This window comes from Xylella taiwanensis, from assembly GCF_013177435.1.
Taxonomy (GTDB): domain Bacteria; phylum Pseudomonadota; class Gammaproteobacteria; order Xanthomonadales; family Xanthomonadaceae; genus Xylella; species Xylella taiwanensis.
This window is the reverse complement of record NZ_CP053627.1, coordinates 1,259,469-1,286,038: the sequence shown is the minus strand read 5'-3', so window position 1 is coordinate 1,286,038 and position 26,570 is coordinate 1,259,469. Positions and strand designations below refer to the sequence as shown.

The following is a 26,570-nucleotide window of genomic DNA, read 5'->3' as shown; positions in this document are numbered from 1 at the left end:
GGTTGTTGTTCACTCACGACGGGATGCCGCATCCTTAGGTTCACGCAACCACAACCGCAACCACTGGACAAAAGCATGGCTCCAGATCGCCAGCCAGACCACGGAACGTATCAACAAGCTGCGCTGCGCTGCCTCGAATTTGCAGAAGTAGCGCCATAACCCACGATGTTTGTGCAACTCAACGAAGAACGGCCGTGAACGACTGGAAACACCACGTAGATGCACCACCTGCAATGTGTTGACCACTGCGACAGTAGCACCTGCTACACGTGCACGCCGACACAAATCCAGGTCCTCGGCATGCAGTCGGTACCTCACATCCCAGCCACCAAGGTGCTCAAACAGCGTCCGCGGCATTAGCATCAACGCTCCGGACAATGCCGGTACCGGCTGCAGTGACTGGGTCGGATCAGCCGGGATTGCCAGTTGCGTCCCCCGACGCGGGTTACGCAGCATCGCCGCAAAATCGGGATCACGCCGGCGCACTGCAGGATCCAGACACCCACCTTCATCGACCTGTTCCACACCTAGCAACGCTGGAGCATGCGTCTCAGCATACGCACGTAACTGTGCCAGGGTCTCAGGCTCAACCATCAAATCCGGGTTGACAAACACCAACCACGGGGAGGTGACATCAGCAGCTCCCTGGTTACAAGCGGCAGCGAACCCTGGATTATCGAGGTTGGCGACAAAGCGTAAGCGTGGGTCGAGCAAGGCATGGCACTGCACAATTTTCAAGGTGTCATCGTGCGAGCCATTGTCGACTACACAAATCTCGGCCACATCCGTGGCAGCACGTAAACGTGTCAAGCAAACATCGATCGTGCTGGCACTTTGGAAGGTGACCACCACCACAGCCATGAAATGCTTATCCATTACTGGATTATCCTCGCTTGGAGGGCGAGGCGTCAGCAACAATCGACAACATGGAATGATCAGGGGTTTGGTGAGGAATGTCTTGTCCCAAACAAGCCATCCGTACGCAACCTCCCATTCCAAACGACAGCCAAGGCCTGCTCTGTCTCTGTACCTGCATTGCATTCCAAACGATATGCCGCAGGAACCACCAGACACACCTCACGATGCCACGATAACGACACCTGCCCGTGATCCAAGCGCTGTGCTTTATCGATTACTGGCAGCCTCATTCTCCAAACCACGGTTACTTGCTCGGTCATGCTGACGGGTGCTGCAGTCTGGGAGCAGTCATACAGCCGAAGTGCGATATACACTAGATACTGCCTGGTGTTCCGGACCGTCCCATGAGACCCAGCCCATCCGATCCAGATAAGAACAGCGTGGTTTCTGTCGGGGGAAGATACATCAAGGCGCGTTTAATCCAGCAAGATAAACCTGGTGGTCAAAGGTATAGGGTCAGGTCTTCCTCTGGTCTGATTATGACCAAAGCTCATCAGCACGATTCGGCACTTTTGACCTAATGAATCAATGCGTCACCGGGACAATTGGAACGCTGCACGCACACGAGGTGAGTGTTTGTTAGCTGCTCTTAATTCCTTGGATGACATATATCGATGTGCCAATAGCAACATGGGGCAACTGCGTATTGATTCAGTTTTTGCAGCAGATTCCGACATATTAGTTCCTACGAACTATTTCCCCTCACTCATCTGTATCTTTTTGCAGGGAAATAGATAGATTCCAGCACCTTACTAAGTAGCAATATACTGCTGTCAAAATACACACACGGTTTTGCTGTCATCAGCATACGATGCTGTCGCCATTTTACAACTTTCGCATTTTCTTAAGAGAGGAACAACGTGCAAATGCCAGCGTGGCCAACGCAGCGACACACGCCATGAAACCTTAGAACCCTACGATCTGGCCGCTAAAACAGCAGCAGAATCACAGAGACCAGTATCTGAGCAGGTCCGGTAAACGCTCTCTGACTCAGATAATTCCATGGACGCTGCTCATAGTTCAGTATGATCACTGATCAATGCCAGCAGTTGACGCTTGACTTGGGCTTGATCGCTGTCCTGCTGCCGTTATACACGGACCTTGGGCATATGACCGCAATATATATAAGCGCTGCAATGAGCTATAGAGCTATTGTCGCATCTGCCCCAGATGCGAGAAACGTGATGTCACGTTCATTACCTTCGTCTACTTCGTTATGATTACGAATGGCTTGCGATCGTGTCGACAGTCCCTAGTCGGACGGGTTTGTGCGGCCATCCGAGGCAGTGTTGCAATTTTGCTGCCGCTTCTTGGACAAAATCTTCATCGAAAACATGCGAGTGCTATGTAATAAGCATTGTTAATGCACGTTCGTTATGCGCCAAAGGACGTTTAGTACCATCGGCAGCCGCACAGATCACATGCGCTGTACAATAAGCAGCACTTGATAACAGCACAACAACACGTTCTTTAGTGAGGCGTGCGCTATAATCCAGGCTGAATAGAGTTGTTCCATTACGTAGTCTATGCAAGGGGGCAAACAACGTATGGATATCGCTGAGCTATTAGCGTTTTCAGTCAAGAACAATGCTTCGGATCTGCATCTGTCAGCAGGCCTGCCACCAATGATCAGGGTCGATGGTGATGTACGCCGTATCAATATCCCTGCATTCGACCACAAGCAGGTGCAGGCACTGATTTACGACATCATGTCCGACAAGCAACGACGCGACTACGAGGAATCACTCGAAGTCGACTTCTCGTTCGAGATTCCGTCACTCTCCCGCTTCCGCGTCAATGCATTCAGCCAAGAGCGTGGGGCAGGTGCTGTATTCCGTACCATTCCCAACAAGATAATGACCTTGGAGGAACTCGGCTGCTTGCCGGTGTTCCGTCAACTTATTGAAGAGCCGCAGGGGTTGATCTTGGTGACCGGGCCGACTGGTTCTGGCAAATCAACCACCCTCGCAGCCATGATCGACCATATCAATAAAAATGTGTACGGGCACATTCTCACAATCGAGGATCCGATTGAATTTGTTCACACCTCGCAGAAGTGCTTGATTAACCAACGTGAGGTACATCGCGACACCCACGGCTTCAACAAAGCACTCAGCTCAGCTCTACGTGAGGATCCAGACATCATCTTGATTGGAGAACTGCGCGACCTGGAAACCATCCGTCTGGCGCTGACTGCAGCCGAGACTGGTCACTTGGTATTCGGCACCTTGCACACCAATTCAGCAGCGAAAAGTATTAACCGCATCATCGACGTGTTCCCGGCCGCCGAGAAACCGATGGTACGCTCGATGCTCTCCGAGTCGCTATGCGGAATCATCTCACAGATGTTGTTGAAGAAAATCGGTGGTGGACGAACCGCAGCCTGGGAAATTATGGTTGGTACCCCTGCAATTCGAAATTTGATCCGTGAGGATAAAGTCGCACAGATGTATTCATCAATTCAAACTGGCCAGCAGCACGGTATGCAGACGCTTGATCAGCATTTACAGGATCTCATCAAGCGCGGTCTAATCACGCGCCAACAAGCACGCGAATACGCTAAGGATAAAGCGAGTTTTTGAGCAAATGCTACCCCCCTCGTGGCATAAATTCCGAATGAAACAGTCACACTCTCTTCAAAACGTCCTAGTAGAGTGGGCCTTGAAAGCTGGAGACGAATAAGGACACGGGGCCATGCTCCCCTCCAGCTATCAACACAGCAGCAAAGGAGCAATACCGATGACGACCATCGATTTCACGTCCTTACTTAAGCTGATGGCGCACCAAAAGGCGTCAGACTTGTTTATCACATGTGGGATGCCACCATCGATGAAGATGCATGGCAATATCACTCCAATAACACAGGTACCGCTGACTTCAGACCAAAGCCGTGACATGGTCTTCAATGTGATGACTCAGGCTCAGCGTGAAGAATTCGAGAAGACACACGAATGCAATTTCGCCATCGACATCACGAACATTGGCCGCTTCCGCGTCAACGCATTCTATCAGCGCAGCCAGATTGGTATGGTGTTACGCAGAATCGAGATGTCTATTCCCACGTTTGAGAAACTGACTCTCCCCCATGTGATCAAGAATCTCGTCATGGCAAAGCGTGGCATCATCATCATCGCTGGCGCCACTGGCAGCGGCAAATCAACCTCAATGGCATCAATGGTCAACTACCGTAATCAAAACTCCACGGGGCATATCATCACTATCGAAGATCCCATTGAGTTCATGCACAAGCATGAGAACTGCATCATCACCCAACGCGAAATCGGTACCGATACCGATAGTTGGGAAAACGCACTGAAAAACACTCTACGCCAGGCCCCAGATGTGATTATGATTGGTGAGGTACGTACCCAGAAAACGATGGACCACGCGATCTCCTTCGCTGAAACCGGCCATCTGGTAATGTGCACCTTGCATGCCAACAACGCCAATCAGGCAATAGACCGTGTCATCAACTTCTTTCCGGAAGATCGGCGCGGTCAATTATTGATGGATCTGTCACTAAACCTAAAGGGCATCATCGCTCAACAATTAATCCAAACTCCGGATGGTAAAGGTCGCTGTTTAGCGGTGGAAATTTTGCTTGGCACTCCATTAGTCCAAGACTACATTCGCGCAGGCGAGATCCACAAGCTCAAGGAAATCATGCAAAGCTCCACTAACCTTGGAATGAAGACTTTCGATCAAAGCCTGGTAGAGCTGTATCAGGCCGGTGCGATTAGCCATGCAGATGCGCTACGCTATGCTGATTCGCAGAATGAGGTACGCCTGCGCATTAAGCTCTCTGAGGGTAAAGACGCTAAAACCCTGGAGCAAGGATTCGATGGAATAGAGATTGCAGAAGTGTCATGAATCTTTGAGGGTTACAAAACCGATAACAATGATAAATACCTTAGATAGTGACGCACCTAAACATCTAGGGTTTGTATGGCTCAATTCACCATTCAGGTACTTTTGTTAACCGTTTTTGCGTCATTTCCAGTGATCGCAAGGCGGAATCCAAATTGCATTCCGGAGCAACTGCCACCGCAATGTGGCAATTGCTAACCTTTGCATCAGATAGAAATCCTGGATTAATTACATTACTCATAGTTGCTCAGCACCAGGGACAATAGTGCCTTCACTTGCTCGCGCAGTGCTGGTGGTTCAACAATCTCTGCATCCGAAGCATAGTGCAACACATCGATTAGCAGCTCACGCGAGATGCTATACGGTAAATTCATAACAGCCATCGGTCGGTGCTTAAAATGTCAGTGTTCGTCAGCCACCCAGCGGGCCGCTTTGGGGCTGAACACGATTGTAACCCAACCCTTGGGGGCCCCTGAGAAAATACCGTAACTACCTGCCAACTACTCCTCCAGATCGGAATCAGGTAGATCATGCGACCGTACCTCAACAAGCCGAGCACAATGGATCCTGTCCACCACGAAACTGCGTACTCCTTGACGGCCATGATCCCAGGTATCCAGGTACCAGTTGTCGTGGTAGTGGATAATGCATTGTGGCGAGAACATACGGTTGGTTGCTTCGTCGATAGAACGTGCGTGGTCATAAAAGCCAAGCTGCTTACGCTCGAGCACCACCGAAAACTGGGTTCGTCCAACTCGTGATTTCGGTGTGAGATTATCCGTACACGTTCCGCTTGCGAAGATGGTAGACCAGCCTGGGCGGACAGGAAGTTTTCGATATACTGTTGCAACACCATCAGTACATGCCAACTGTTGTTGCATAGTCAGTAACACTTACAGTTCATCAGAACTGAACCACATCCTCGGTAACTCGAACTGGTTACCCGCTCTCAAGAGATAAAAAAACCCCGCTTCGCAATCACTCTCAATCGGAGCCATCAGCACATCGCGCAGGAAAGCCACATCGCGACATACCGTCGCACCCGAGCAAACTAGTTGATTATGGAAACGTGACACGGCGATTGCGACTTAAACAGACGGTGCATTACATTGATACGCTCATAACGATCCATGGAGGGATTATGTCCAAGTAGCCAGACGATGGCACGCAGACTACAAACCTTTCTCAGGAGACGTGCCACTACGCACAGTATCGAGATGCTTCTACTCGTCCCAAAAAGCTATTTTAGAATCGCAATCTTTTGCCCACCGTTAACTGCTCCCCCTTCTATGCCCATCACTGAAAGTTCTTATTTGAACCACACCAACTACGAGAACACGTCTCCCTGGGCTACAGTGGGTCAAGTCGGACTAGGGCTACTGTTATGGACACAGATAAGCACCACTCTTTTATCCATTGGCAGCAAAAACACAACATCGCTCAATCCAATGCAATGCGCTGCCCTCATCTTAGGTACAATACTGACGCTAAGTGTCATGATCAATTTGATCCGAACTGTATCTCCTGCGTATCGTAACTGGCAGCGCATTGCCGCAAGTGCTACATCACTGACTCTGGTCGGGAGCACTACGCAACTTTGGTTTCTTCACCATCCCGTTTTACTACCGGGTTTCATGCCGATGATCGGTACGCTATCCAGTCTAACGGCCCTAACTAGCTTGTACGCATTACAGAAGACACTGGCTCCCTCCCAAAATGAGCTTGCTTTGCTCAGTCACTGCATGCACACATTAGCCGGCGGTGCGGGACTTCTTCTCGCAATGATGTCCCAGTACGCAGCAACACCATTGGCAGGCACAAATGCCAGCATATTGATCCTACTGGGTACCGTCACTGCAATACTGTTGCTGAAACAGCAACTCCAGGACGCTACTACAAAACAAACGCCAGATATCAAGCATGTCATAGTACTGTCGCTGTTGCTCGGTCCACCCCTATTACTATGGATTTACGGGCATTTCAATGAGCCTTCACGACAGAATTGGTGGCTGACGGCCGCAGCCATGATCATCAGCCACACCTTACACTGGCAAGTTACTAAGAATCCAAGACAGCCTGGGAGTAGATAACACCGAAGACAACATACGCTCTAAAGGTTTTCCAACCTAGTTCTCGAAACCTGCGGAAAAGCTTGATTTATATAAAGCAGGTCACTTGTTCAGGCAACCCTTAGCAAGGCCGGTGCATCCACTTTTATAATTAAGAGACTTTACAGTTAACTTGCTCCCGACCCAGAGAAGCATCTATGTCCCGCCCATCATTCTCCATCCTACCTTTGCTGCTATGTACCTCCGCCACCTCGGCTCAAACCACCTCTGTCTCGCTGATCCCAAACAACCCAAGCGATCCGGCGGCGGCAGTGGTGCCATCACCGTGGACCGGTAGCAGCGGTGAACTGGGTTTTTCTTCGGCGCGTGGTAACAGTACCGCAGAAAACCTTAACGGGCGCCTGAAAGTAAAATACAATGAAGGAGACTGGATCCACTCGCTGGACTTATTTGCTAACCGTTCTAGTTCTAATTATACAGAGACCCGTGAAGACGGTGACATCAGTCGTTACCGTCAAACGACAGCTGAGCGCTATACGGGCGCTGCGGGTAGCGCTTTACAATTGGGCGAATTTCGCCAACTCATCGCCACAGGACGCTACGAGCGCGACAGGTTCGCGACCTACGACCGCTTGACAACCTTCGGTATTGGCTATGGAACACGCCTAATCAACCAAAACCGTTTCTCGCTCGACACGCAAATCGGACCAGGCGTACGTCGCGCTCACAACGCCTATCTGGCACGGACCGAGGTCGGGCCGATTGGCCGCGGCTTACTCGACCTAAAATACCGCATCAGCGAAAACACTGATCTAATCAATAATTTGCTAGTCGAAGTTGGCTCTTACAACAACTACATACAGAACGACCTGGGCGTACAAGTGGCAATGAACCAGCGCTTCGCGCTCAAAGCAGCTTGGCAACTACGCCACAATACTGAAGTCAACGGAGACAACAAAAAAACGGATACACTGACCACAGTCAACTTGGTCTACACCTTCAAATAATCTTACCGTCATTATTTACATAGCGTATCAGGTCTTCTTAATCAGTCGCAGCCAGTAACTCAGCTGCACCGGCATCCAACAAACGCTGCGCTACTGCCCTCCCCAGCATATCCACCTCACCCTTTGCACACCACAGATCAGCACGCACAAGACGACCATCGGCAGCGCAACCCACCACCCCCTGTAAGCGCAACCCACCAGCTTCGCAGCATGCATAAGCTCCCACTGGCACATGGCAGCTACCATGAAGAGCACGATTCATCGCACGCTCAGCAGCGACGCATTGGCGCGTTGGGAGATCATCGAGATCAGCCAATAACGCGCCGATCCAAGCATCCTCGGTCCGTGACTCCACCGCAATCGCCCCCTGTCCTGGTGCAGGCAACCATTCTGGCGGTGCCAGCCGAGCCGCAATGCGCTGCTCCAACCCCAACCGACGTAATCCAGCACAAGCCAGCACAATCGCATCGTAATCTCCGTTATCAAGCTTCGCCAAGCGCGTGTTAACGTTGCCGCGTAAGTCAAACAACTGCAGATCAGGCCGATAGGCACGTAGCTGGGCCTGTCGGCGTAGCGAAGACGTAGCGACGCGTGCACCAGTTGGCAATGCCTCAAGCGAAACGTAAAAATTAGAAATCAGCGCATCGGCCGGGTCATCACGACTCAGAATCGCCGAAAGCGTAAATGGCAGTTCCAGCTCCATGGGCACATCCTTCAGGGAATGTACCGCGCAATCGGCATCACCACGCAATATCGCCAGTTCCAGTTCCTTGAGAAACAGCCCCTTGCCACCAATTGCGGCCAGGGATCGGTCCAGGATCTCATCGCCACGGGTGCTCATCGGCACCAACACTACCTCTAAATCAGGACATAGCGCACGTAAACGCGCAGCGACATACTCACTTTGCCACAGAGCAAGCACACTCTTGCGAGTAGCGATACGAAGTAAAGGCACGTCAGCATTACCAGCGACCTGTCAGAACACCAGACAGGCGCAGCTGATCACATAGTAAAGGAACACAACGCCGACTAACGGCTAACGGCGTAACAACATTGCGAAGTACCGCCTGCACCTGTCCATCGCCGCAACGACGCAACTCGGTCAGTTCGGCACGAGCAATCAAACAGTTGCGATGGATACGCACCAGCCGGTCACTGAACTCCTTTTCCAAGGATTTCAGCGATTCCTCGATCAAATCTTCACCATGCGCATGACAGATCACCACGTACTTCTCCTCTGCCTGCAGGTAACGCACTTCATCCAGAGGAATCAAGCGTAGTGCGCCGCGGATACGCGCGCACAAATGAGTCCGTGGCCTCCCATCAAATGAGATCTGCGGCGCACGTAGGCGCCCAGCCACGAAGGTTCGCACTCGTTCCAATGCCGCATTGAGCCGTTCAGCACGCACTGGTTTCATCAGATAGTCGATAGCCTCCACATCAAATGCCGACAATGCGTGGTCACCATAAGCAGTACAAAACACCACCGCTGGACAATCATTGAAATGACGTAAATAACGTACCGTTTCCAAGCCATCAATGCCAGGCATTGCAATATCCAGCAGTACCAAATCAGGATGCAGACGCTCGCAATTCTGTAATACCTGCCCGCCATTCTCAGCCTCAGCCACCACCTCTAGATGTTGCACTTGTGCTTGCAGCAACACACGCAGCCGCTCACGAGCAAAAGGCTCATCATCGGCAATCAAGATACGTAGCAAACCGGCAACCTCCCATCATGTCAACGGTAATACGATGTCACAGGCATAATAGCCTCCACTCCAAACAGCCGTCATTCGAGCAGCTGGACCAAAGCGGTAACCAAGGCGATGCGCGATGCTGGCCTGCGCATGACCCGCTCCTGCAGCTAATTTCTGTGGAGACGGTGCCGGATTGACGATACGTATGTATAAACGCTGCACTTCGCAGCACAGGCTCACCTCGACGCAGCCACCGGCAGGCAACTGGGAAATACCATGTAAAATTGCGTTCTCCAGTAACGGTTGCAACACCAAGCGCGGCAACGGCAACTGCCATGGCAGAGGCTCAACACGTTTCCAACGTACCTGCAGCCGGTCACCCAAGCGCAATGATTCAATCGCAAGATAACGCTCAGCCAATTCGCACTCTTCACGCAAATTGGATTCGTCCCCCCCTGCCTCAAGCGCAGCACGGAACAGATCAGATAAGTCTAACACCGCCTGCTCAGCAATTTCTGGATCGCGGCGCAGCAAAGAGGCAATCAGATTCATGCTATTAAAGAGAAAATGTGGGCGGATACGTGCCTGTAACGCATCCACCTGAGCACGAGCCTGCGCCTGCAGTTGGGCAACCCAACGATCACTAACATAAAAATAGTGGAGCGCCAAACCTGTGATCAGTACTGTGATGGCGCTACATCCAAGGGTATAACGCCAAAACCCTATCTCAGGCGCTATTGGTGGCTGACCAAGCGAAACATACAAAACATGCACTACACCAGTTCCCAACATAGCCACTGTACTGGCCACCATTAACACCGCGACCTTGCCCAACATCGGAGGAAGACGCAACAGGAACGGACGCAAGACGCATAACAGCACACCAATAGCCAGCGCTAACCACATCGCCATACCACTTGCCGAGAGGAAACGCGACACAGACCACACGCTCCTCTGATCAGGCACCAACATCGCAACCACAACTACGAGCTCCGCCAATCCTAGCAACGCCACAATGCGTGGAACTCGGCACATCTCCGGCAACCAAGACGGGCGCAACAGCAATGATTGCGGCACAGGAGCAGCTCAGGGACAGGAAACGGCAAAACGCCGCTCTAGCCAATCTCCCAACGTCTGGATCTCCTCCTGGCAAACCTGGTGCGCCATCGGGTAAGTATGCCAGTCCACAGCGAAACCTAGCTTACGCAGTGTCTCAGCAGCGGACTGACCATGCACCAATGGCACCACTGGATCAGCACGCCCGTGGGCCATGAACAACGGCTGTGCACTGCTCCCTGGAAGCAAACGGGCAGCGGCGCCCGCCGTGTCCGGTAGATACGTAGACAACGCAATCAGGCCAGCTAAGGAGGTCGCGCAACGCAGACCTGTGCTGAGCACCACCGCCCCTCCCTGGGAAAATCCAGCTAAAAACAAGCACTTGGACGCAATGCCACGCTCCTGCTCGCGCACCATCAACGCCTCGACCTGAACGACTGCAGCCTCAATCCCAGCCTGGTCGGCACGCTGATTGAAATCGAGGCTGAGAAGATCATACCAACCACGCATCGGTACACCGTTATTAATCGTGATCGGCCTAACCGGAGCATGCGGAAACACAAAACGCAACGCAGGCCAGTGCGGACGCACCAACTCTGGCACGATCGGCATGAAGTCATGACCATCAGCACCCAAACCATGTAACCACAACACACTCCACTGCGGCATGGGGGCAGTCTCGTGTTCGATCGTTTCCAACATCTTGGGTGAATCCAAACAGAGAGAACCAAACATTATGCTTGCCTAACGCGGCGAAGCTCGGCTACACGCATCAACACCTTCGATGGTGCAGTTTCCTCTGGAATCAAAAAGATACCCCAATGACGTAACACAGCACCTACAAGGCGATGTGAGGTCAATGCCACAACCGGCACTGACAACGCCATACCAAACACCACTGGAGACATCCACATTGCTAACGGCGGAGAAACGGCATACGCCAATACGCCAATAAACACCCCCAAGACGCTCAAACCTCCGTAACTACGCAGCAATACACTCCAAGAGAGCTTACCATCGTCACGCTGTTGTGCATCCCAGCCAGAATCCTTGCCAGCCAACACTTCAAACACACCACGCGACTGCAAGTACATCACCACCGGAGCCATCAACGCTGCCAGAACGCTCTCCAGCAGAATACTCAGCAACACACGTAATGCTCCACCGCAAGCACGGCATTCATGCGGGTTAAACAACAAGGCGAGGTAAGCAAGCAGCTTTGGCGCCAGAAGAACAAACATGGTAAAAGCAAAAATCCACAATACATCACCGTCTGTGCGTCCATGCCAATAGTGTGCTGGTGAGAAGTGCAGGCCTGCAGTCAGATCAATGCCATCTCCAGCCAGGGGGATAGCAATACCAATCAGCATCATTAACCCCCACATCGGTGCAGTGAAGTAGTGGCCAATACCAATCAGCATATGCATACGGCTGATCCAATGCAGACCAGCAGCATTAACGATTTTGGCATGCTGTAAGTTACCTTGGCACCAACGACGATCACGAATCAGTAAATCGGTCAAAGTCGGTGGGCCTTCCTCGTAGCTACCCTGCAAGTACGGCACCATATGCGTGGCCCAGCCGCCGCGTCGGATTAGAGCAGCCTCAACAAAATCATGGCTAAGCACGTGACCGCCAAAAGGCTTGCGTCCAGGCAATGCAGGCAATCCAGCGTGGTCTGCAAAAGCCTTCGTGCGGATCACTGCATTATGGCCCCAGTAGTTGCTCTCTGCGCCATGCCACCAAGCTACGCCGTAAGCAATGATCGGACCGTACACACACCCACCGAATTGCTGCATCCGTGCGAACAAGGTACGGCCACCAACCACAACCGGCAGGCTCTGAATCAAACCGACGTCCGGATTGGACTCCATACCAGCGACCAAACGCACGATTGTGTCCCCAGTCATCACACTGTCGGCATCCAGGATCAGCATCTGCTGGTAAGCGCCACCAAAGCGGCGTACCCAGTCAGCGATGTTACCTGCCTTGCGCCCAGCGTTATCTGCGCGGCGCCTATAGAATATTCGGCCATGAGCAGCAAGCCGCGCACACAGTGCAGCATACTCACGCTCCTCGGCCAACCCGAATTCTTCACGACGACTATCACTAAGCACGAAGAAATCGAAATGCTCCAACTGCCCAGTCTCAGCCACCGATTCATAGATCGCCTGCAGCCCTGCTAACAATCGACCCGGATTCTCGTGGTAAGTAGGCATCAACAATGCAGTACGGGCGTGCAGATCAGGCAGCGGCACCTGCGGATCGATACCAAGCTTACGGCCACCACCGAACACCACGCAGAAAAACCCAGCTAATGCACTGGCAAAGGACATGGTCACCCAGGCGAACAAGAACATGAACAGCACTAGCAAGCAACCTTCAAGCACATTGATCCCACCAGGCCACATCACAGCGAGCATCACCCAGGTTGCAATCAAGCTCATCGCCATAGTGCCACCAATCAAGTAGAAGCGACGCAAACCAATCCCCAACGGGGCAGTACGCTGACGTGGCACCTGTAACCGACCCTTGCGTAACGACTGCTCAGGCATGGGCAACGGTGCCTCTGGTGGCAAAACCGCACAACCAACATCCAATACCTGGACATCTAGCAAAACGGTTTCAGAAGCGCACATTTGCATTTCCATCTAACGCATGCACTGACAGTGAGACACAAAGCTACATGCTTGCCATGAAACCACACCCGCCCGCTGCATACAGTAGATCCCCCACGCCATGCTTAGATTGCGATGCACACGCTCTCCTCGACCGTAAATGGTCTCCACGCACCAATCAAAGAGGGATGTGTGCCCCTCATCCGACATACCCTACAAAACACTATGATCGCACTGGACGTCCCAAACACATATATCCAAAGTAGCAGCAACAGTCCTGTATATGGCTAAGCCAGTGATCATTGTGGAGGATTTGGCATTCGTGAGCATTGGCCAACCTCGCACACATCAAACCATACATTCCATCAAGCGCCTAAAACTGGAGCGAACATATCTTACTATGCTTATCCATTGGTACAGCCCGACAACGACATGCATAAAAGCAACTCGATGTTTTCTGTAATCAATAAAACGGTGATTGATCAAACTGACTTGCCAGATTGAATAAAAAGGGACCTTCATGCTTGAAGGTAGCTATCAGTAAGCACTAGAGGCATTGCCTATCTTGGGGAAGCCTAATATCCGAAAGACATCAACAACCTCGACTCCAAGCCAAATCGTAAGCACGACGCAAACGCTCGAAGTCCCTATAGACTGCATCAACACTGCGTTCACCACGTATCTTAAGCAATGAACGTAGTAAGCGGGCCAAGTTGCGTTCCCGCCAGCTGGTAGCCGGGATACGCAGCACACCGCGATCAAAATCGATCAACCAGCACTTTCCAGCGGGGTCTAACAGAATGTTGTGCGCATTAAGATCAGCATGATCCAGCCCCTCGCGATGAAAGCGCGAAATCAGCCTCCCAATCTGCTCCCAAGGCGTATCGTTGCTGTTCCCACGCACGCACGCGGCCAGTGAAGACACCCCCTCCAGTCGCTCAATCAAGATCGCCGCTTGGTATTGCACACCATGCCGCACATAGCAGGCAGCCAAGGGAACTGGAACCGGCAACCTGCGCGAGATCAACTCGCGCATCAACCGAAACTCAACGATGCTTCGAGTACGATGCCCACCACACCAAAAGTAACGATCACGATTGAACATAGCGATCATTCCGCCACGCCGGTACTGACGCAATACCGCATGCCCAAACGGCGCGTCCACGAACCAAGCACTACCGCGTCCTCCCTCAGACACTGGATGTGCCCGCCCCCCCCACCAAGCCGGTACAAATAGACCGTACTCGACTTGCCGCATACGCTGGCAGTCGAACAGAATAGCTCCTTCCCTGCGGCCCTCGCAGAACGGCGTTAGGATTTCGTTGGCGTCAAATGCAACCATCCATTCAAGTCTAACAACACGATGGAGCAAACCTCCTATTCCCTATGCCTGCTACGCTTATCAGCACTTGGGGATATCACTCACGTAGTGCCGTTGGTACGCACCTTGCAACGCGAGCTACCCAAAGCACGCCTGCACTGGATTATTGATACGCCTGGCAGCAAGCTGCTGGACGGACTTGATGGGGTGCACCTACATGTCTACGACAAGCGCACGGGCTTAACCGGCATGCGCGCGCTACGTGCCAAGCTGACACCACTAGGCCAGTTCGACGCACTTTTGCAAATGCAAGTGGCGCTACGCGCCAACCTCCTGTCAGCATTTGTGCCAGCACGCTGCCGCATCGGCTACGACCACAGCCGCTCCAAAGATTTGCACGGCTTATTCATCAATCAGCGCATCCCCAACCGCCCCGGCATCCATGTGCTAGACGCGATCGGCAGCTTCTGCGAGCCGTTAGGCCTAGTGCAGCGTGAAGTACACTGGGATCTGCCAGTGTCTGAGGAGGCACGGGCCTGGGCCTGGGCTCAGTGGGACAATGATGGTCAGCCGGTACTGATGATCTCCCCCTGCTCCAGTCACATCCATCGAAACTGGCAAGCGCAACGCTACGCAGCAATGGCCGAGCACGCCGCTGCACAGGGCTGGCGAATCGTACTATGCGGTGGCCGCAGCACACTGGAACGGCAGACCGCAGACACAATTCTGGCGCAGACTCAGGCACCACTACTGGATATGGTTGGCAAAGATACACTCAAACAACTGCCAGCCCTCCTCGAACGTGCCGACTTAGTAATGACCCCAGACTCTGGACCGATGCATATCGCCAACGCAGTAGGCAGAAAAGTATTGGGTTTACATGCAGCCAGTAATCCACGCCGTAGTGGCCCATATTCGGACTTGCGCTACTGCGTGGATCGTTACGATACGGCTGCACGCAAGTACCTAGGTAAACCAGGCAACACACTGCAATGGGGCACCAAAATCGAGTTCGATGGGGTTATGGACCTCGTGACGGTCGAAGACGCCATCGCCGCGTTCGAACGGTACCGCACTGACTATGCACACACCTGAACTACAGACAGAGACGTTCAAAAAGTATCGACTGAGCGGTAATCCTGATAGGATTTTTCTTCAACATAAGGTGAATCTAACGCGAGGTTGATCTCCTTTTTGATCCGCGCGCGCGCATCGTTCTCAAAGTACACGCTGCGTGCTAGACGGATGAACTCATTATCGAATGCCTGCGCCTTCTCCTTCAAGCGGATTTCGTCCTCTATCACCCACAACCGCTCATTGACTGCTTTCAACTCGGCACGCAAACGCGGTATCTCGCTGGCAGTAGACGGGTATGCCATCCAAACTTCTTCCAGAGCTGCCAGTTCATTACGGACGTTAACAAGTTTCGCTACATCGTTGATCCTTTCGGACTTAATTTGCAGGATCGCGATTTTATCGAGCAACTCTCCAAAGGACACAGGCACGAGGATTCCTGACATAGTAAGCACCAACAGAACCAAGATACGGCAGTATAATGGCGGTGGATTAAAATCGCATTCGCATTACCAATTTGATTGATCAGCTGCGATGAAGCTTAATAATATCCCTTTAGCTTTAAGAGGATCATTAGAAACGCATCAATCCTTATTAAAAAATACAAAGAACATATTGGGAACAGTACTCACAATATCTCCCTGTTTCTCAAAAAAATGTATCACTTTGTGTCAGCTTCGTCTTACGTCGCTCCTAAACCGTTCAAGCCTACTAATACAGATGTTGCAAGTCCTGCTGCAATCAATGAATATCCAATGCATGATGATCAATCCAAGCATCTTACTGTCTCATCAACGCAGCTCCGTAGCAAAAGCTGATCGCATCAGAGCATCAGATGCACCAATTCTCAAAAAAATCTTCTTATGAAGCGATAGGACTAGTTGTGAAGTTACTAGATGTTACTCACTAATCGGTAATCAGATTAAATCATAACTTTGCAACTAGTTTTCCAACTGAACACGAATGTGCATTGCCATCACATCAACACAGATGCCACCCTGAAACGACGCGGCAAGTAGGTGATAATTAGCAAAGACTGAAAGGACGACCATTTGATACAAAAGTATTTCAACAAGATCAGAAACTTATAGCGCTATACAAAACATGTATCCCAAGAGTATTCTGATTTTTTTCGTACCCGAGACTTGTCAGCATTACAAGCATCTTGCCTAGAAACTCAAGTCTCCACTTTTGAAGTTTTCCAAACAAACTTCGATACATAAATCCAGGCATACCTTAGAAAAAAAGATTTTTTTAAGAATGACCAGTCATCCATCCTATTTACTTCAAAATATCATCAGATAAACAAATCTCAAGTGTCATCTGGAAAACCATACTCAATTACGCGACCAATATCAAAAATATCAATCGCTTCAGGTCACTCTCCTTTAACCTCAATGATGCTCCCATCTCCTTACATCAACCTTGGCTCATCATAAAATCCGACAAAGTGAGCGCCGACAACAAGATCACAGTCACGGCAAAATCAGGAAAATAATCTTCCCCTAACATTGCAGGCCGAAAACAATAAAAAAATGCAACCGTCAACAACGAAACCTAAAAGTATTTACGTGACAATATGGCTTATACGCCCTCTTATAGCTGTCTGATTGTTTTATATCCTTGACGGACTTCAGCACAATTTTTGTAAGCACTTTAAGACCCAATCATCAGCTCAAACAGATCTCCAATAGCTAGGAATGCCCTCTTACCTTGGACAAAAGCTATCAAGGGCTCACCTAAACAGTTGATGTGGTCGATCTTCTCCGCGATCACCACTTCGCTCAGTTTCAGATTCGGTCACTATGCACAGCAACTGAGCATGATCAACACGTGTACATGATGCCTTCTCGCGATACATGCCATCGGTCAATCTAACAACCTCAATGATCCTTCCCCGGCATAGACCTTGCACATCCGTACTGATGCACAGATAGAGCCACGCTAATATCGGCACCGTTGCCTACTGTAAGCGATATACCACCACGTACTCTTCTCGTAACACATCAATGCAATACCAAAGGAGTTCGCCAAGACCCGATCTCGGTGTATTAACAGACTTATAAGTGGCGCTCTTGGTCTAAACGTGGACAGGAGCGAACTTGACGCAAACCGATGAAAAATACAGTTTCAGCAAATCGTACGGATCGCCAACCAGATCCCTTGCTTCTAAATAACTGGCGGGAAGAGGGGGATTCGAACCCCCGAGGCGCTATAAACGCCTGCCTGATTTCGAGTCAGGTACATTCAACCGCTCTGCCATCTTCCCGGCGATAGGGAGGATATCGTACTTAGGTGCCGGCGGCCCAGCAAGCGCACACAGGCAGCGATGTGTTGCTTAAAGCACAGATGATCCGTGATTATATCTTCTCTGTTATCCACCACACTGCCATGCTTGAATTTGGCCACCTTTCACACCCTGGCCTAAGGCGCGACCTCAACGAAGACACCTACTATGGTGATGGCAAGCTCAACCTATGGCTGATAGCCGACGGCATAGGCGGCTACGCTTGCGGCGAAATAGCCAGCGCTTTGGCACGCGAAGTAATCGTACGCGAAGTACGTGCCGGTAGGACGCTAACCGAGGCGATTTACTTGGCCGATGAAGAAATCATCAATGCCTCAAAACATCGCAACGACACCTTGCCGATGGGGACCACAGTAGTCGCAGTACAAGTACATGGCACACGCTTTGAGGTCGCCTGGGTTGGCGATAGCCGCGCCTACCTTTGGCACGATGGTCGCTTGATCCAGCTAAGCCAAACTCACAGCTTCATTCCAAAACTGATCCCCCCGACCAACGAGCAAGTGCACTCACACCCATATCGCAATGTCATCACTCAAGCACTGGGCATCACCGATCCTGCCTACTTGAATATAGCCACAATCACCGGTGACCTGACACCCGGCATGGAGTTGCTGTTGTGCAGCGATGGATTGACCGAAGAAGTCACTGAGCGTGATATCGCCGCTACGCTTAACCATAACGACTGTAGCGCCCAAGAATGCGTGGACACGCTGGTCGCTGCAGCACTTGATAATGGCGGTTCAGACAACATCACTGTGGTGCTGATCCGCTGCCACTCACTCATGGAAGTACTTGGCTAATGGCCAAGTCATATCTCCAATCATCAGTCAATGGTGGCAAAGAACCCAACCTACACCCCATCCCACAGCGCATGACCAGCCATCTTACGCAACTTGGCCAAGCGAGCCTCATGCGCTTCCAGCTCGGATTGCGCCGCCACTACACAGGGACGTGGTAACAACACATCCGGTGCAAACGCCACTCTAACAGCATCGACACCACCAACACGACTGATATCTGGCAACGCAAAGCCAATCTCCTCTTGTCCAGAAGTCAACGCAATATAAACATCTGCTAATATCTGAGCGTCAAGCAATGCGCCATGCAACTGACGATGGGCGTTATCCACGCCAAGACGCTTACACAATGCATCCAGCGAATTGCGCTGACCTGGATAGCGCTCACGAGCCATCACCAGAGTGTCAAGCACACTGGCACGATCTGTTATTTTCCCGTACTCAGAACCCAACCGCGATAGCTCGTAATCAAGGAATCCCAAGTCGAACGCCGCATTGTGAATAATCAGTTCGGCACCATTGATATACGCCAGGAATTCATCGGCAATCCCGCTGAACTTCGGTTTGTCGGCTAGAAACTCTATGGTCAGCCCCGTCACTGCCTCGGCGCCGGCCTCAAACGAAACATCAGGCTTGAGATAACGATGAAAATTGTTGCCGCTGAGTCGGCGATCAAGCAACTCGACCGCGCCAATCTCCACAATGCGGTTCCCCTTGGCCCATTCCAGCCCGGTGGTCTCAGTATCAAGAACAATCTGACGCTTCGTATCATTCATTGGCTTGCTAACGTACCACGCTGAACCATAGCTTGGGCACGAGCCAATAAATCAACCCGTTCATTATCTAAATCACCATTGTGGCCCTTGACCCAACACCATTCGACCCTATGCCGCTGAGTAGCCGTACACAACCGCTCCCATAGATCGCGATTCTTGACTGCGTCACCGGCCGCGGTTTTCCAACCTCGCCGTATCCAGCCAGACATCCACTCAGTGATGCCTTGGCGCACATACTGCGAATCGGTATGAAGTTGGATCTGACAAGGCTCGCTCAACCGTTCCAGAGCCATAATCGCGGCCATCAGCTCCATCCGATTATTGGTCGTATTAGCCTCACCACCCACCAATTCCTTCTCCTTATCTGCATAGCGCAACAAAACAGCCCAACCACCAGGCCCTGGGTTACCAAGACAGGAACCATCCGTGTAGACGTCGATCGATTTCATAGACTCCAAAAATTCAGAAAGCCAACAACGGACGCTGCCAGCCTATTCGCGCTTGAATCAGACCAGTAGGTACAACCGCACGCTTATCAGCCTCAAGCAGACAGACTGCGCGCCACGGAGCACGATTAACATTGGATCGCAAGCAACTTGGCCGCCAAGTTGGCCCCAGATAGCGAACTGGCCGGCAATGCAAACCGGCATTGTGAAGTAATGCGCGCCAGTGCTCCGAACCAATCGCAACCGGGCCCTGCCGCAACCAGCGTAGACGATACGGACTCAGCGGATTGAGCGCAAACAGATACAGGCATCCACCAGGCATCAATACGCGTGCGCACTCGTCGAAAAACTCGACAACACTGTCAGCAACTACGTGCTGCACCACAATCGCACGCACGCTTTCTGTCGGTAACGGCAATGGAAGCACACAGCGCACATCTCCTTCGAACCCCCCATCGCACTGGATCAGGTGCAATCCACACCTACTCAGCGCAGTAGCAGAGGGCAACTCTGTAGAAACACTGAACCACAACCAAGGCTGGGACGATCGCTCACGCAACACATGCAAAACAAGCGGACACTCGAACTGAATCAACGAACGCCCCGCCCTCGTTTGGAACCAGGATGACATACCAGTTTGACATGAGACCATAACGGCAGGCATGGTCACATTCTATGCGACTGACTCCACTCCCCGCATTCAACGACAATTACATCTGGACATTGGTTGCCCCTGATGGCCGTGCCCTCATTGTCGATCCAGGTCAAGCTTTGCCAGTATTAACAGCTCATGCCAAGGGACTCATCCCCACTGCAATCCTATTGACACATCACCACGACGATCACATCGGAGGAGTGCCGGAACTTCTAGAACATTGGCCAACACTCTCCGTCTATGCACCACACGACGCACGAATCACCCTGAATTGCCGCCGGACTGGCGACGGTGATTCATTGAACATACTTGGTATAAGGTTCCGAGTCCTCCAGACCCCAGGCCATACCCAAAGCCACTTGGCCTTTATCGGTAACGACCTGCTGTTCTGCGGTGACACACTGTTCAGCCTGGGCTGTGGACAGATGTTTGAAGGTACCGCACCACAGATGCTCACTTCATTGCAACGCTTGGCTGCTCTGCCAGGCCGAACCCGCGTGTGCTGCGGTCACGAGTACACCTTGTCCAACGCTGCATTCGCACTGCACGTCGACCCGACCAACACCGCCTTACAACACCGTCAACAACAAGCCAAGGCCATGCGTCTGGCAACCCGCCCTACACTGCCTGTTTCGCTCGAAAGCGAACTGAACACCAATCCGTTCCTGCGTACTGCCGCACCTGCCATCCATACTGCAGCCACCGCTCACCTGCATCGAACACCACTAGATGAAGTGGAAGTATTTGCTACATTACGCAACTGGAAAAACAACTTCCACACATAAAAAATAACCTGCTAATAACACAACGCTGCATATCGGCCGACGATCTTTTGAACACAATCACAATACGTATCGATAACGCGTCCTTGCTACAACTTGGCAAAGCCGCGCCGTGACCGTGGCTAGACCACACATTTAAAGTCATTGCGGTAAAGACAACTTCATAAATTAACTACTCATTGATTTATAAAGACTTTTCAATCGTCATTTCCGCAACTGACCTCTAGATTTCCGCAACTGACCAAGCCCGTTCCTGTTTGCGTTAATGCTCATTTAGTGGGCTTCACCACTTCACCTACGCGCCGGTAGACCCTCTCGGTGATGTCCTGCTCGGTGTGACCTAACAGTTTGCTGGCATGCTCCAGCGGTAGTTCGCTGGCGGCCTTGGGGCGGATGTCGCGGAACTGGAAGGTGCGAATTCTTTTTGCCAAGGCGATATCACCCGCTTGTCCGGCGGCTTGAGCCGCAGCGCTCCTGGCCCGATCGAATCGGGAACGTAGCATGTGCTCGTTCAATTCATTCCCAGTTGGCGTAGCGACGAGGAATAGGTTAACCACCTTGCGTTTGCGTGCCTTGATACGGTCGATCACCTCACCAAGTCCTGTCCGCACGCCGTCACTCTCCAGCAGGATGCGCAGTTTCTTCCTGGTTTTGTTCTGTTGCACCTCAAGGGCGGCGTCTTTGATGTCAGAAAAGCGCATCTTGAGTACGTCAGCAGGCCGCTGCCCGGTCAGGTAGCTTAGATCCATCGCATCCTTGATTTCATGACTTGCCTTGGCATACACCGCCGCCCACACCGCATCGTCGGCGTAAAACTCGCGGGGCTTTTCTCTGTTTTTACGCACGCCGCGTACCGGGTTTTCTTTGGCCGTATACCCCCATTCGCGCGCCATATTCCATATATGGGATAACAGCGCGATTTCCCGATTAGCGCTGACCGGCGTTTTAAGGCCCCGTTTATCACGGTACTGCGCAATGTGCTGTGGGGTCACCGTATCGATATTCACCGCATCAAAGACCTTACGCAACGTGATCAGGCCGTTTTTATTTAATTTCTGCGTTTTGGGGGCTTTGGCCGGGATCACTTCACGCGCGTATCGATCAAATATGAAGCGCAGCAAGCTAGTGTCTGCCGGCGCTTGACAACATTCCAACGTGGCCCACTTGCGTTTTGCTTCGTTTAAATCCCGTCCCAGCGGGATTTCAATGCGGCGTCCTTGCGCCGTGCGTCCGTTGTAGTAAAACGATTCCCACACCTTGCCGCTGTTTAACACGCGCACACGGCGTAGCATTCGGGGCGGCAAATCGCGATGGCTTGATTTGGGACGCATCGTAACAACACCTTAGTCCAAGGCCGCAAAATTAGGGCGGCCCGCTGGGGACATACCGCCCCCGTCCATGTGTGGGTGTACCCCTGCCAAGCGCAAGCGTGCAAACCAGCGGCCTACAATCGGGCGGCCCGCCGCATTGACCACATAGGCCCACCCGTTTTTGTCGAGCCACTCACGTTGGCTGGCGATGTGCTTATAGCCTGTCACCTCAATCAGTTCTGCGGCGGTTAGAAATTCTGTTGCGCTCATGGCCGTCTCAACGTGCTATGTGTTCGGTGTTGCAAAGGCCCTGATAGGGATTACGCCCAGCTATTCATTGCAGGCAGAGAGGCTTTGCAGCGTATTGGCCTGAACGCTTCATCCACGTTGGTGACACAGAACCATTGGCCGTCAAAACCATTACCCGCATCATCAAACTTGGCGTTATGCGCATCGCTGATACGAATCCACTGGATGATTTTATTGTTGACCTGCGCATTGCCATGAATCGTGCAGGTGATGCTTGAATCAGGAGCGCTCACACTCCCTACTCTGGGATGGCCGTCTGGGTCGGTATAGGACTGCGTGATGGCAACCTCGACAATGACATCAATGCGGTGGCAATGCGTCGTGACGGCACGCAGGTCAATATCATTGGCAAGCCTGGTGCGCGGCATTCCATGTGCCATACGTATCTCGGTGTTTATCTTCCCAGGCGTAATGTCAGCCAGGGCCGCCGTGACTTGAGATTTAGCGACGTAATGCTGATACATCGGCACAGAGGTACCTGCGAGAATGGAAATAATCGCAAGCACCATCATGAGTTCGATTAAATGAAACCCTTGCTGCTTTTTCATCATGCGTCCCCTCTTATAGACATATTCGATCTGTAGCGAATCATCTGTAATGGAAGAGGTTATTCATGCCGCCTCCCTGGCCGTGCTGAAGCCTATTTCTGGAGTGATAGTTGATGCCGTGACGCTGGCTTCTTCATCCACGGTCGCGTTCTTCAGTAGACAAATACGTTCTCCGATGTACGCGCTTTTTTTGATTGAAACGCGATCGTGGATGGCCACGTAATTACAGATAACTACATCCTCACCAATGGAAGCATGTTTTCCGATGTTGACGTAGTGTCCGACGATGGCGTTATCTAAAATGAGTACTGAAGATTCAATAGACACATCGTCCCCGATAAGAACATCTTTTCTGATGTCCACGTGTCTAATGAGGGCTCTATCGCCAATGATGGTTCCGTTGCCCACGGAAGAATTACGACTTATGCGGACGGCGTTACCAAGGCGGACGTTGTCACCCACGTGTACTTGTTTACCGATGCTGGAATAGTTCCCTATGCGGGATTCAGCACCGATAGAACAGTTATATTTAATAAAGGCACCGAAACCAATTTCAGCTCTGGGATGAATGTGTGTACCTTTGCCAATGTGGGTGTCCCCTGCGATTGTCGCTTCAGGCCATATCACCGCCCCGGGGCATATGTGCGCACTCATAGGGTGTACATGGGCCGCCACGGCGACGATGCCGCCTTGGCTCCCATCGGGGTTGGTCCAGTAACACGCGGGCGCGGTTAATGCATCTGAGAATGTGTAATCGAAGGTGTCGTTTGTATTGATGTGTTCTGGTTTCCGTAGTGCGGGGTCATCGTCGGTGTCTTCTGCGTCTAGGCCTATGTGAGCCGCTAATGCGTTAACTAGATCGGCAAAATTTTTTACGGTGTCATCCGATAGTTGGAACGGTAGGTCACTCTGGTGGTTGGGGTGTTTATCATCGGGTGTGTTGTTCATGCGGATCGCTCCATTTATGGTGTAGGTGAGTGCGAGGTGCGTGTTTCTCTTCTTTTCACGGCATCAAGTAATAGGTCTTGGACTTCGCGTTTGGATTCGCGGCGCGCCATGACGAGCTCATCCACCGTGCCGGCGGCGATGATGTGGTGAATGAACACCGGGCGGTTGTGTCCGGCTTGGGCCTGCCGTGTGGGGCCGATGCGCTCGATGATCTGCTGGTACTGCTCCAGGTCCCACCAGTGACCGAAGAAGGCCAGAATGTTGCCGCCGTCCTGAAGGTTTAGTCCGTGACCGGCGCTGGCCGGATGGGTGAACAACACCGGGATGGCTCCGGCGTTCCACTCCCGGAGGGTGTCAGGGTGTGTGTCCAGGGCACGGCCTTGAGGGAAGGCGCGCTGCAAGCGGGCTAGATCGCTTTTGAAGTGATACGCCACCAGCACGGGCATACCGGCGGCCTCTTCGATAATGGCGTCCAGGGCATGCAGTTTGGCGTCGTGGACATCGGCCCAGGCGCGGCGCGTGGCGTCGGTGTACACCGCGCCATTGGCCAGTTGCAAGCACTTGATCGTTTTGCTGGCCGCGTTAAAGGCTTCAACTTCAGCGCCACATTCCAGCGCCAGCCACATTTCTTGCTCCATCGCTTTGTACATGCGCTTGGCATGCTCCGGCAGCGTGACGCGGATGGTATTCACGATTGGCTGGCGCAGGTCGAAATAGTCGCCGGGCTCCAGCGACAGACACACATCACGCACCTTGTCTTGAATCTCTTTAAAGGCGTTGGGTGTGGGCACCACGCGCACGGCGTGGGGATCGCTGCCGATGCGGATCGGGCGGAACCATCTATCCGTGAACTTGCTAAAACTACTCTCCAGGCGTGCGCCCCGATCCACCATCCACAGTAGCGCCCACAGATCCTGTAACCCGTTAGGCGCAGGGGTGCCGGTCAAGCCGATGTAGCGTTCAACTTTGGTATGTACATGCTTGGCCAGGGCGCGGGCGCGCTGGGTCCCGCGCCCCAGTCTGAAACCTTTCAGCTTGGAGCATTCGTCGGCAACCACGGTGCGAAACGGCCAGCGCTCCCCGAAAAACTCCACCATCCACTTCAGATTGTCGTAATTAATGCAGTAGATATCGGCCTGCTGCTGCAAGGCACGGCGACGTACCGCGGCGCTGCCCACGGCCACGGCCACGCGCAGCGGGGCCACAACTAAGATGGGGGTCACCGCTTCGGCCAGGATGAGCACATCTAGGGCGGTGAGCGTCGACACCGTCTTGCCCAGGCCCATCGGCACAAACAGATTGCAGCGCGGATGGGCCAGAATGAAGTCAACGATCCTGTGTTGGTAGCGGTGTAATTTCATGCGGCACCGTCTCCATGCTGCCGCGAGGGGGCGCTGCTATACTCGCCATCACATCCGGGTAAGGCGGGGGCATGTGTGACATCAGCGGCGTTCGATACACTCAAATACGCAAACCAGCTTAAAAATGCGGGTCTTCCTTCCGCGCACGCCGAGGCCGAAGCCGAAGCGTTAGCCGGGGTGGTGGAAAGGAATCGGCAAGACATTGCTGATTCGGAATCCAGAACCGCCAAGGCATTGGAGCGTCTTGAAGTCAATATGGAAAAAGGCTTCGAGAAAATGGACCAGCGCTTCGAGAAAATGGACCAGCGCTTCTCACATCTAGAGACGCGCCTTGCTAAAACAGAAGGTGATACACGGCTGCATAGCTGGATGCTCGGCGCTATCGTGACCGGCATCGTGACGCTCATTGCCAAAGCGTTTTTCTGAGTCATTGCAGCACCTGATCTACGCCTTCAAAGGAATCGACGACTTCCACGCGCTGCCCCATACGGCGCATGCGCTCGTGCTCGCGTAGTTGCAGTGGCCTGCACTGCTCACCGGGGGCTTTGAGTTCGATCCACAGGGTGCTGCCGGGCAGCATGGCGATGCGGTCGGGCGCGCCGTGACGACCGATCCACTTCACCTTGCGGATTTCACCGCCTTTGGCCCTGACTCGCGCCACTAAATAGCGTTCGATGCTGCGTTCATGCAATACGTTCAT

At 52.3% G+C, this 26,570-nt stretch carries 24 protein-coding genes, 1 tRNA gene and 1 pseudogene; 7 read left to right on the top strand and 19 right to left on the bottom strand.

What is annotated here, in order from left to right; all coding sequences use genetic code 11:
* Window positions 1-9: 9 nt before the first annotated feature.
* Window positions 10-861: a glycosyltransferase family 2 protein gene (locus tag PLS229_RS05460; RefSeq protein ID WP_081755470.1), complete on the bottom strand. Its 852-nt coding sequence runs from the start codon at window positions 859-861 to the stop codon at window positions 10-12.
* A 1,604-nt stretch (window positions 862-2,465) separates the two neighbouring features.
* Here PLS229_RS05460 and PLS229_RS05455 point away from each other — a divergent pair.
* Window positions 2,466-3,500, top strand: a complete 1,035-nt coding sequence (locus tag PLS229_RS05455) for a type IV pilus twitching motility protein PilT (RefSeq protein WP_038272165.1) — start codon at window positions 2,466-2,468, stop codon at window positions 3,498-3,500.
* A gap of 157 nt (window positions 3,501-3,657) precedes the next feature.
* Complete coding sequence (locus PLS229_RS05450) at window positions 3,658-4,788, top strand: PilT/PilU family type 4a pilus ATPase (RefSeq protein ID WP_038272110.1); 1,131 nt, start codon at window positions 3,658-3,660, stop codon at window positions 4,786-4,788.
* 230 nt (window positions 4,789-5,018) lie between these two features.
* On the opposite strand, the pseudogene PLS229_RS05445 reads toward PLS229_RS05450, so the two are convergent.
* Window positions 5,019-5,917 (bottom strand): annotated as a pseudogene (locus PLS229_RS05445) (helix-turn-helix transcriptional regulator).
* 1,134 nt (window positions 5,918-7,051) lie between these two features.
* Here PLS229_RS05445 and PLS229_RS05440 point away from each other — a divergent pair.
* The gene (locus tag PLS229_RS05440; protein ID WP_038272108.1) at window positions 7,052-7,861 is read left to right on the top strand and encodes a DUF481 domain-containing protein; all 810 of its coding nucleotides are present in this window, start codon (window positions 7,052-7,054) and stop codon (window positions 7,859-7,861) included.
* A 37-nt stretch (window positions 7,862-7,898) separates the two neighbouring features.
* Here PLS229_RS05440 and hemC read toward each other — a convergent pair whose 3' ends face one another.
* From hemC to PLS229_RS05410, 6 genes are all read right to left on the bottom strand, one after another.
* Window positions 7,899-8,816, bottom strand: a complete 918-nt coding sequence (hemC, locus tag PLS229_RS05435; RefSeq protein ID WP_038272106.1) for a hydroxymethylbilane synthase — start codon at window positions 8,814-8,816, stop codon at window positions 7,899-7,901.
* 7 nt (window positions 8,817-8,823) lie between these two features.
* Complete coding sequence (locus PLS229_RS05430) at window positions 8,824-9,582, bottom strand: LytR/AlgR family response regulator transcription factor (RefSeq protein ID WP_038272104.1); 759 nt, start codon at window positions 9,580-9,582, stop codon at window positions 8,824-8,826.
* Between the two features lie 15 nt (window positions 9,583-9,597).
* Window positions 9,598-10,596, bottom strand: a complete 999-nt coding sequence (locus PLS229_RS05425; RefSeq protein WP_051482362.1) for a sensor histidine kinase — start codon at window positions 10,594-10,596, stop codon at window positions 9,598-9,600.
* A gap of 51 nt (window positions 10,597-10,647) precedes the next feature.
* On the bottom strand, window positions 10,648-11,319 hold the full coding sequence (locus PLS229_RS05420; protein WP_038272161.1) for an alpha/beta hydrolase: 672 nt from the start codon (window positions 11,317-11,319) through the stop codon (window positions 10,648-10,650).
* A gap of 32 nt (window positions 11,320-11,351) precedes the next feature.
* Complete coding sequence (gene mdoH / locus PLS229_RS05415; protein ID WP_038272102.1) at window positions 11,352-13,268, bottom strand: glucans biosynthesis glucosyltransferase MdoH; 1,917 nt, start codon at window positions 13,266-13,268, stop codon at window positions 11,352-11,354.
* A 559-nt stretch (window positions 13,269-13,827) separates the two neighbouring features.
* The gene (locus PLS229_RS05410; protein WP_038272101.1) at window positions 13,828-14,577 is read right to left on the bottom strand and encodes a 3-deoxy-D-manno-octulosonic acid kinase; all 750 of its coding nucleotides are present in this window, start codon (window positions 14,575-14,577) and stop codon (window positions 13,828-13,830) included.
* Window positions 14,578-14,598: 21 nt separating this feature from the next.
* On the opposite strand from PLS229_RS05410, the gene PLS229_RS05405 reads away from it, so the two are divergent.
* On the top strand, window positions 14,599-15,651 hold the full coding sequence (locus PLS229_RS05405) for a glycosyltransferase family 9 protein (protein WP_038272098.1): 1,053 nt from the start codon (window positions 14,599-14,601) through the stop codon (window positions 15,649-15,651).
* Window positions 15,652-15,668: 17 nt separating this feature from the next.
* Here the strand turns inward: PLS229_RS05405 and PLS229_RS05400 are convergent, their stop codons facing one another.
* Both PLS229_RS05400 and PLS229_RS05395 read right to left on the bottom strand, forming a co-directional pair.
* Window positions 15,669-16,076, bottom strand: coding sequence for a DUF6165 family protein (locus PLS229_RS05400; protein WP_038272096.1), 408 nt, complete (start codon window positions 16,074-16,076; stop codon window positions 15,669-15,671).
* Between the two features lie 1,732 nt (window positions 16,077-17,808).
* Window positions 17,809-17,899: transfer RNA gene (locus PLS229_RS05395), tRNA-Ser, on the bottom strand.
* Between the two features lie 122 nt (window positions 17,900-18,021).
* Here PLS229_RS05395 and PLS229_RS05390 point away from each other — a divergent pair.
* Window positions 18,022-18,738: a PP2C family protein-serine/threonine phosphatase gene (locus PLS229_RS05390; protein WP_038272160.1), complete on the top strand. Its 717-nt coding sequence runs from the start codon at window positions 18,022-18,024 to the stop codon at window positions 18,736-18,738.
* Between the two features lie 50 nt (window positions 18,739-18,788).
* Here PLS229_RS05390 and dnaQ read toward each other — a convergent pair whose 3' ends face one another.
* From dnaQ to PLS229_RS05375, 3 genes are read right to left on the bottom strand one after another with little or no spacing between them, the layout of a single operon-like run.
* A complete protein-coding gene (dnaQ, locus tag PLS229_RS05385; protein ID WP_038272095.1) occupies window positions 18,789-19,511 on the bottom strand; it encodes a DNA polymerase III subunit epsilon in 723 nt (240 codons plus the stop codon).
* The gene (gene rnhA, locus PLS229_RS05380) at window positions 19,508-19,960 is read right to left on the bottom strand and encodes a ribonuclease HI (protein ID WP_038272094.1); all 453 of its coding nucleotides are present in this window, start codon (window positions 19,958-19,960) and stop codon (window positions 19,508-19,510) included. The genes dnaQ and rnhA overlap by 4 nt, the downstream gene beginning before the upstream one ends.
* Before the next feature lie 13 nt (window positions 19,961-19,973).
* Window positions 19,974-20,621, bottom strand: a complete 648-nt coding sequence (locus PLS229_RS05375; RefSeq protein ID WP_038272092.1) for a class I SAM-dependent methyltransferase — start codon at window positions 20,619-20,621, stop codon at window positions 19,974-19,976.
* Window positions 20,622-20,632: 11 nt separating this feature from the next.
* Here PLS229_RS05375 and gloB point away from each other — a divergent pair, with 11 nt between their 5' ends.
* The gene (gene gloB / locus PLS229_RS05370; protein WP_038272090.1) at window positions 20,633-21,397 is read left to right on the top strand and encodes a hydroxyacylglutathione hydrolase; all 765 of its coding nucleotides are present in this window, start codon (window positions 20,633-20,635) and stop codon (window positions 21,395-21,397) included.
* Between the two features lie 266 nt (window positions 21,398-21,663).
* Here gloB and PLS229_RS05365 read toward each other — a convergent pair whose 3' ends face one another.
* From PLS229_RS05365 to PLS229_RS05345, 5 genes are all read right to left on the bottom strand, one after another.
* Window positions 21,664-22,725: a tyrosine-type recombinase/integrase gene (locus tag PLS229_RS05365; protein ID WP_038273275.1), complete on the bottom strand. Its 1,062-nt coding sequence runs from the start codon at window positions 22,723-22,725 to the stop codon at window positions 21,664-21,666.
* Window positions 22,726-22,737: 12 nt separating this feature from the next.
* Window positions 22,738-22,974 (bottom strand): DUF4224 domain-containing protein, encoded by a 237-nt coding sequence (locus tag PLS229_RS05360; protein WP_069636229.1) that lies wholly within the window; start codon window positions 22,972-22,974, stop codon window positions 22,738-22,740.
* Between the two features lie 50 nt (window positions 22,975-23,024).
* Window positions 23,025-23,561, bottom strand: a complete 537-nt coding sequence (locus tag PLS229_RS05355; RefSeq protein ID WP_038273354.1) for a pilin — start codon at window positions 23,559-23,561, stop codon at window positions 23,025-23,027.
* Window positions 23,562-23,624: 63 nt separating this feature from the next.
* Window positions 23,625-24,509, bottom strand: coding sequence for an LbetaH domain-containing protein (locus PLS229_RS05350; protein ID WP_114867111.1), 885 nt, complete (start codon window positions 24,507-24,509; stop codon window positions 23,625-23,627).
* A 14-nt stretch (window positions 24,510-24,523) separates the two neighbouring features.
* The gene (locus PLS229_RS05345) at window positions 24,524-25,870 is read right to left on the bottom strand and encodes a DEAD/DEAH box helicase (RefSeq protein WP_114867110.1); all 1,347 of its coding nucleotides are present in this window, start codon (window positions 25,868-25,870) and stop codon (window positions 24,524-24,526) included.
* A gap of 75 nt (window positions 25,871-25,945) precedes the next feature.
* Between PLS229_RS05345 and PLS229_RS05340 the strand changes: the two genes are divergently transcribed.
* Window positions 25,946-26,296, top strand: coding sequence for a DUF1640 domain-containing protein (locus tag PLS229_RS05340; RefSeq protein ID WP_114867109.1), 351 nt, complete (start codon window positions 25,946-25,948; stop codon window positions 26,294-26,296).
* A gap of 1 nt (window position 26,297) precedes the next feature.
* Here PLS229_RS05340 and PLS229_RS05335 read toward each other — a convergent pair whose 3' ends face one another.
* A complete protein-coding gene (locus tag PLS229_RS05335) occupies window positions 26,298-26,570 on the bottom strand; it encodes a PDDEXK family nuclease (protein WP_114867070.1) in 273 nt (90 codons plus the stop codon).

Coding starts and splice junctions, on each gene's coding strand:
- PLS229_RS05460 (WP_081755470.1), bottom strand. CDS start 861: ATGGCTGTGGTGGTGGTCACCTTCCAAAGTGCCAGCACGATCGATGTT.
- PLS229_RS05455 (WP_038272165.1), top strand. CDS start 2,466: ATGGATATCGCTGAGCTATTAGCGTTTTCAGTCAAGAACAATGCTTCG.
- PLS229_RS05450 (WP_038272110.1), top strand. CDS start 3,658: ATGACGACCATCGATTTCACGTCCTTACTTAAGCTGATGGCGCACCAA.
- PLS229_RS05440 (WP_038272108.1), top strand. CDS start 7,052: ATGTCCCGCCCATCATTCTCCATCCTACCTTTGCTGCTATGTACCTCC.
- PLS229_RS05425 (WP_051482362.1), bottom strand. CDS start 10,596: ATGTGCCGAGTTCCACGCATTGTGGCGTTGCTAGGATTGGCGGAGCTC.
- PLS229_RS05420 (WP_038272161.1), bottom strand. CDS start 11,319: ATGTTGGAAACGATCGAACACGAGACTGCCCCCATGCCGCAGTGGAGT.
- mdoH (WP_038272102.1), bottom strand. CDS start 13,268: ATGGAAATGCAAATGTGCGCTTCTGAAACCGTTTTGCTAGATGTCCAG.
- PLS229_RS05410 (WP_038272101.1), bottom strand. CDS start 14,577: ATGGTTGCATTTGACGCCAACGAAATCCTAACGCCGTTCTGCGAGGGC.
- PLS229_RS05405 (WP_038272098.1), top strand. CDS start 14,599: ATGGAGCAAACCTCCTATTCCCTATGCCTGCTACGCTTATCAGCACTT.
- PLS229_RS05400 (WP_038272096.1), bottom strand. CDS start 16,076: ATGTCAGGAATCCTCGTGCCTGTGTCCTTTGGAGAGTTGCTCGATAAA.
- PLS229_RS05390 (WP_038272160.1), top strand. CDS start 18,022: ATGCTTGAATTTGGCCACCTTTCACACCCTGGCCTAAGGCGCGACCTC.
- dnaQ (WP_038272095.1), bottom strand. CDS start 19,511: ATGAATGATACGAAGCGTCAGATTGTTCTTGATACTGAGACCACCGGG.
- rnhA (WP_038272094.1), bottom strand. CDS start 19,960: ATGAAATCGATCGACGTCTACACGGATGGTTCCTGTCTTGGTAACCCA.
- PLS229_RS05375 (WP_038272092.1), bottom strand. CDS start 20,621: ATGCCTGCCGTTATGGTCTCATGTCAAACTGGTATGTCATCCTGGTTC.
- gloB (WP_038272090.1), top strand. CDS start 20,633: ATGCGACTGACTCCACTCCCCGCATTCAACGACAATTACATCTGGACA.
- PLS229_RS05365 (WP_038273275.1), bottom strand. CDS start 22,725: ATGCGTCCCAAATCAAGCCATCGCGATTTGCCGCCCCGAATGCTACGC.
- PLS229_RS05360 (WP_069636229.1), bottom strand. CDS start 22,974: ATGAGCGCAACAGAATTTCTAACCGCCGCAGAACTGATTGAGGTGACA.
- PLS229_RS05355 (WP_038273354.1), bottom strand. CDS start 23,561: ATGAAAAAGCAGCAAGGGTTTCATTTAATCGAACTCATGATGGTGCTT.
- PLS229_RS05350 (WP_114867111.1), bottom strand. CDS start 24,509: ATGAACAACACACCCGATGATAAACACCCCAACCACCAGAGTGACCTA.
- PLS229_RS05345 (WP_114867110.1), bottom strand. CDS start 25,870: ATGAAATTACACCGCTACCAACACAGGATCGTTGACTTCATTCTGGCC.
- PLS229_RS05335 (WP_114867070.1), bottom strand. CDS start 26,570: ATGAACGTATTGCATGAACGCAGCATCGAACGCTATTTAGTGGCGCGA.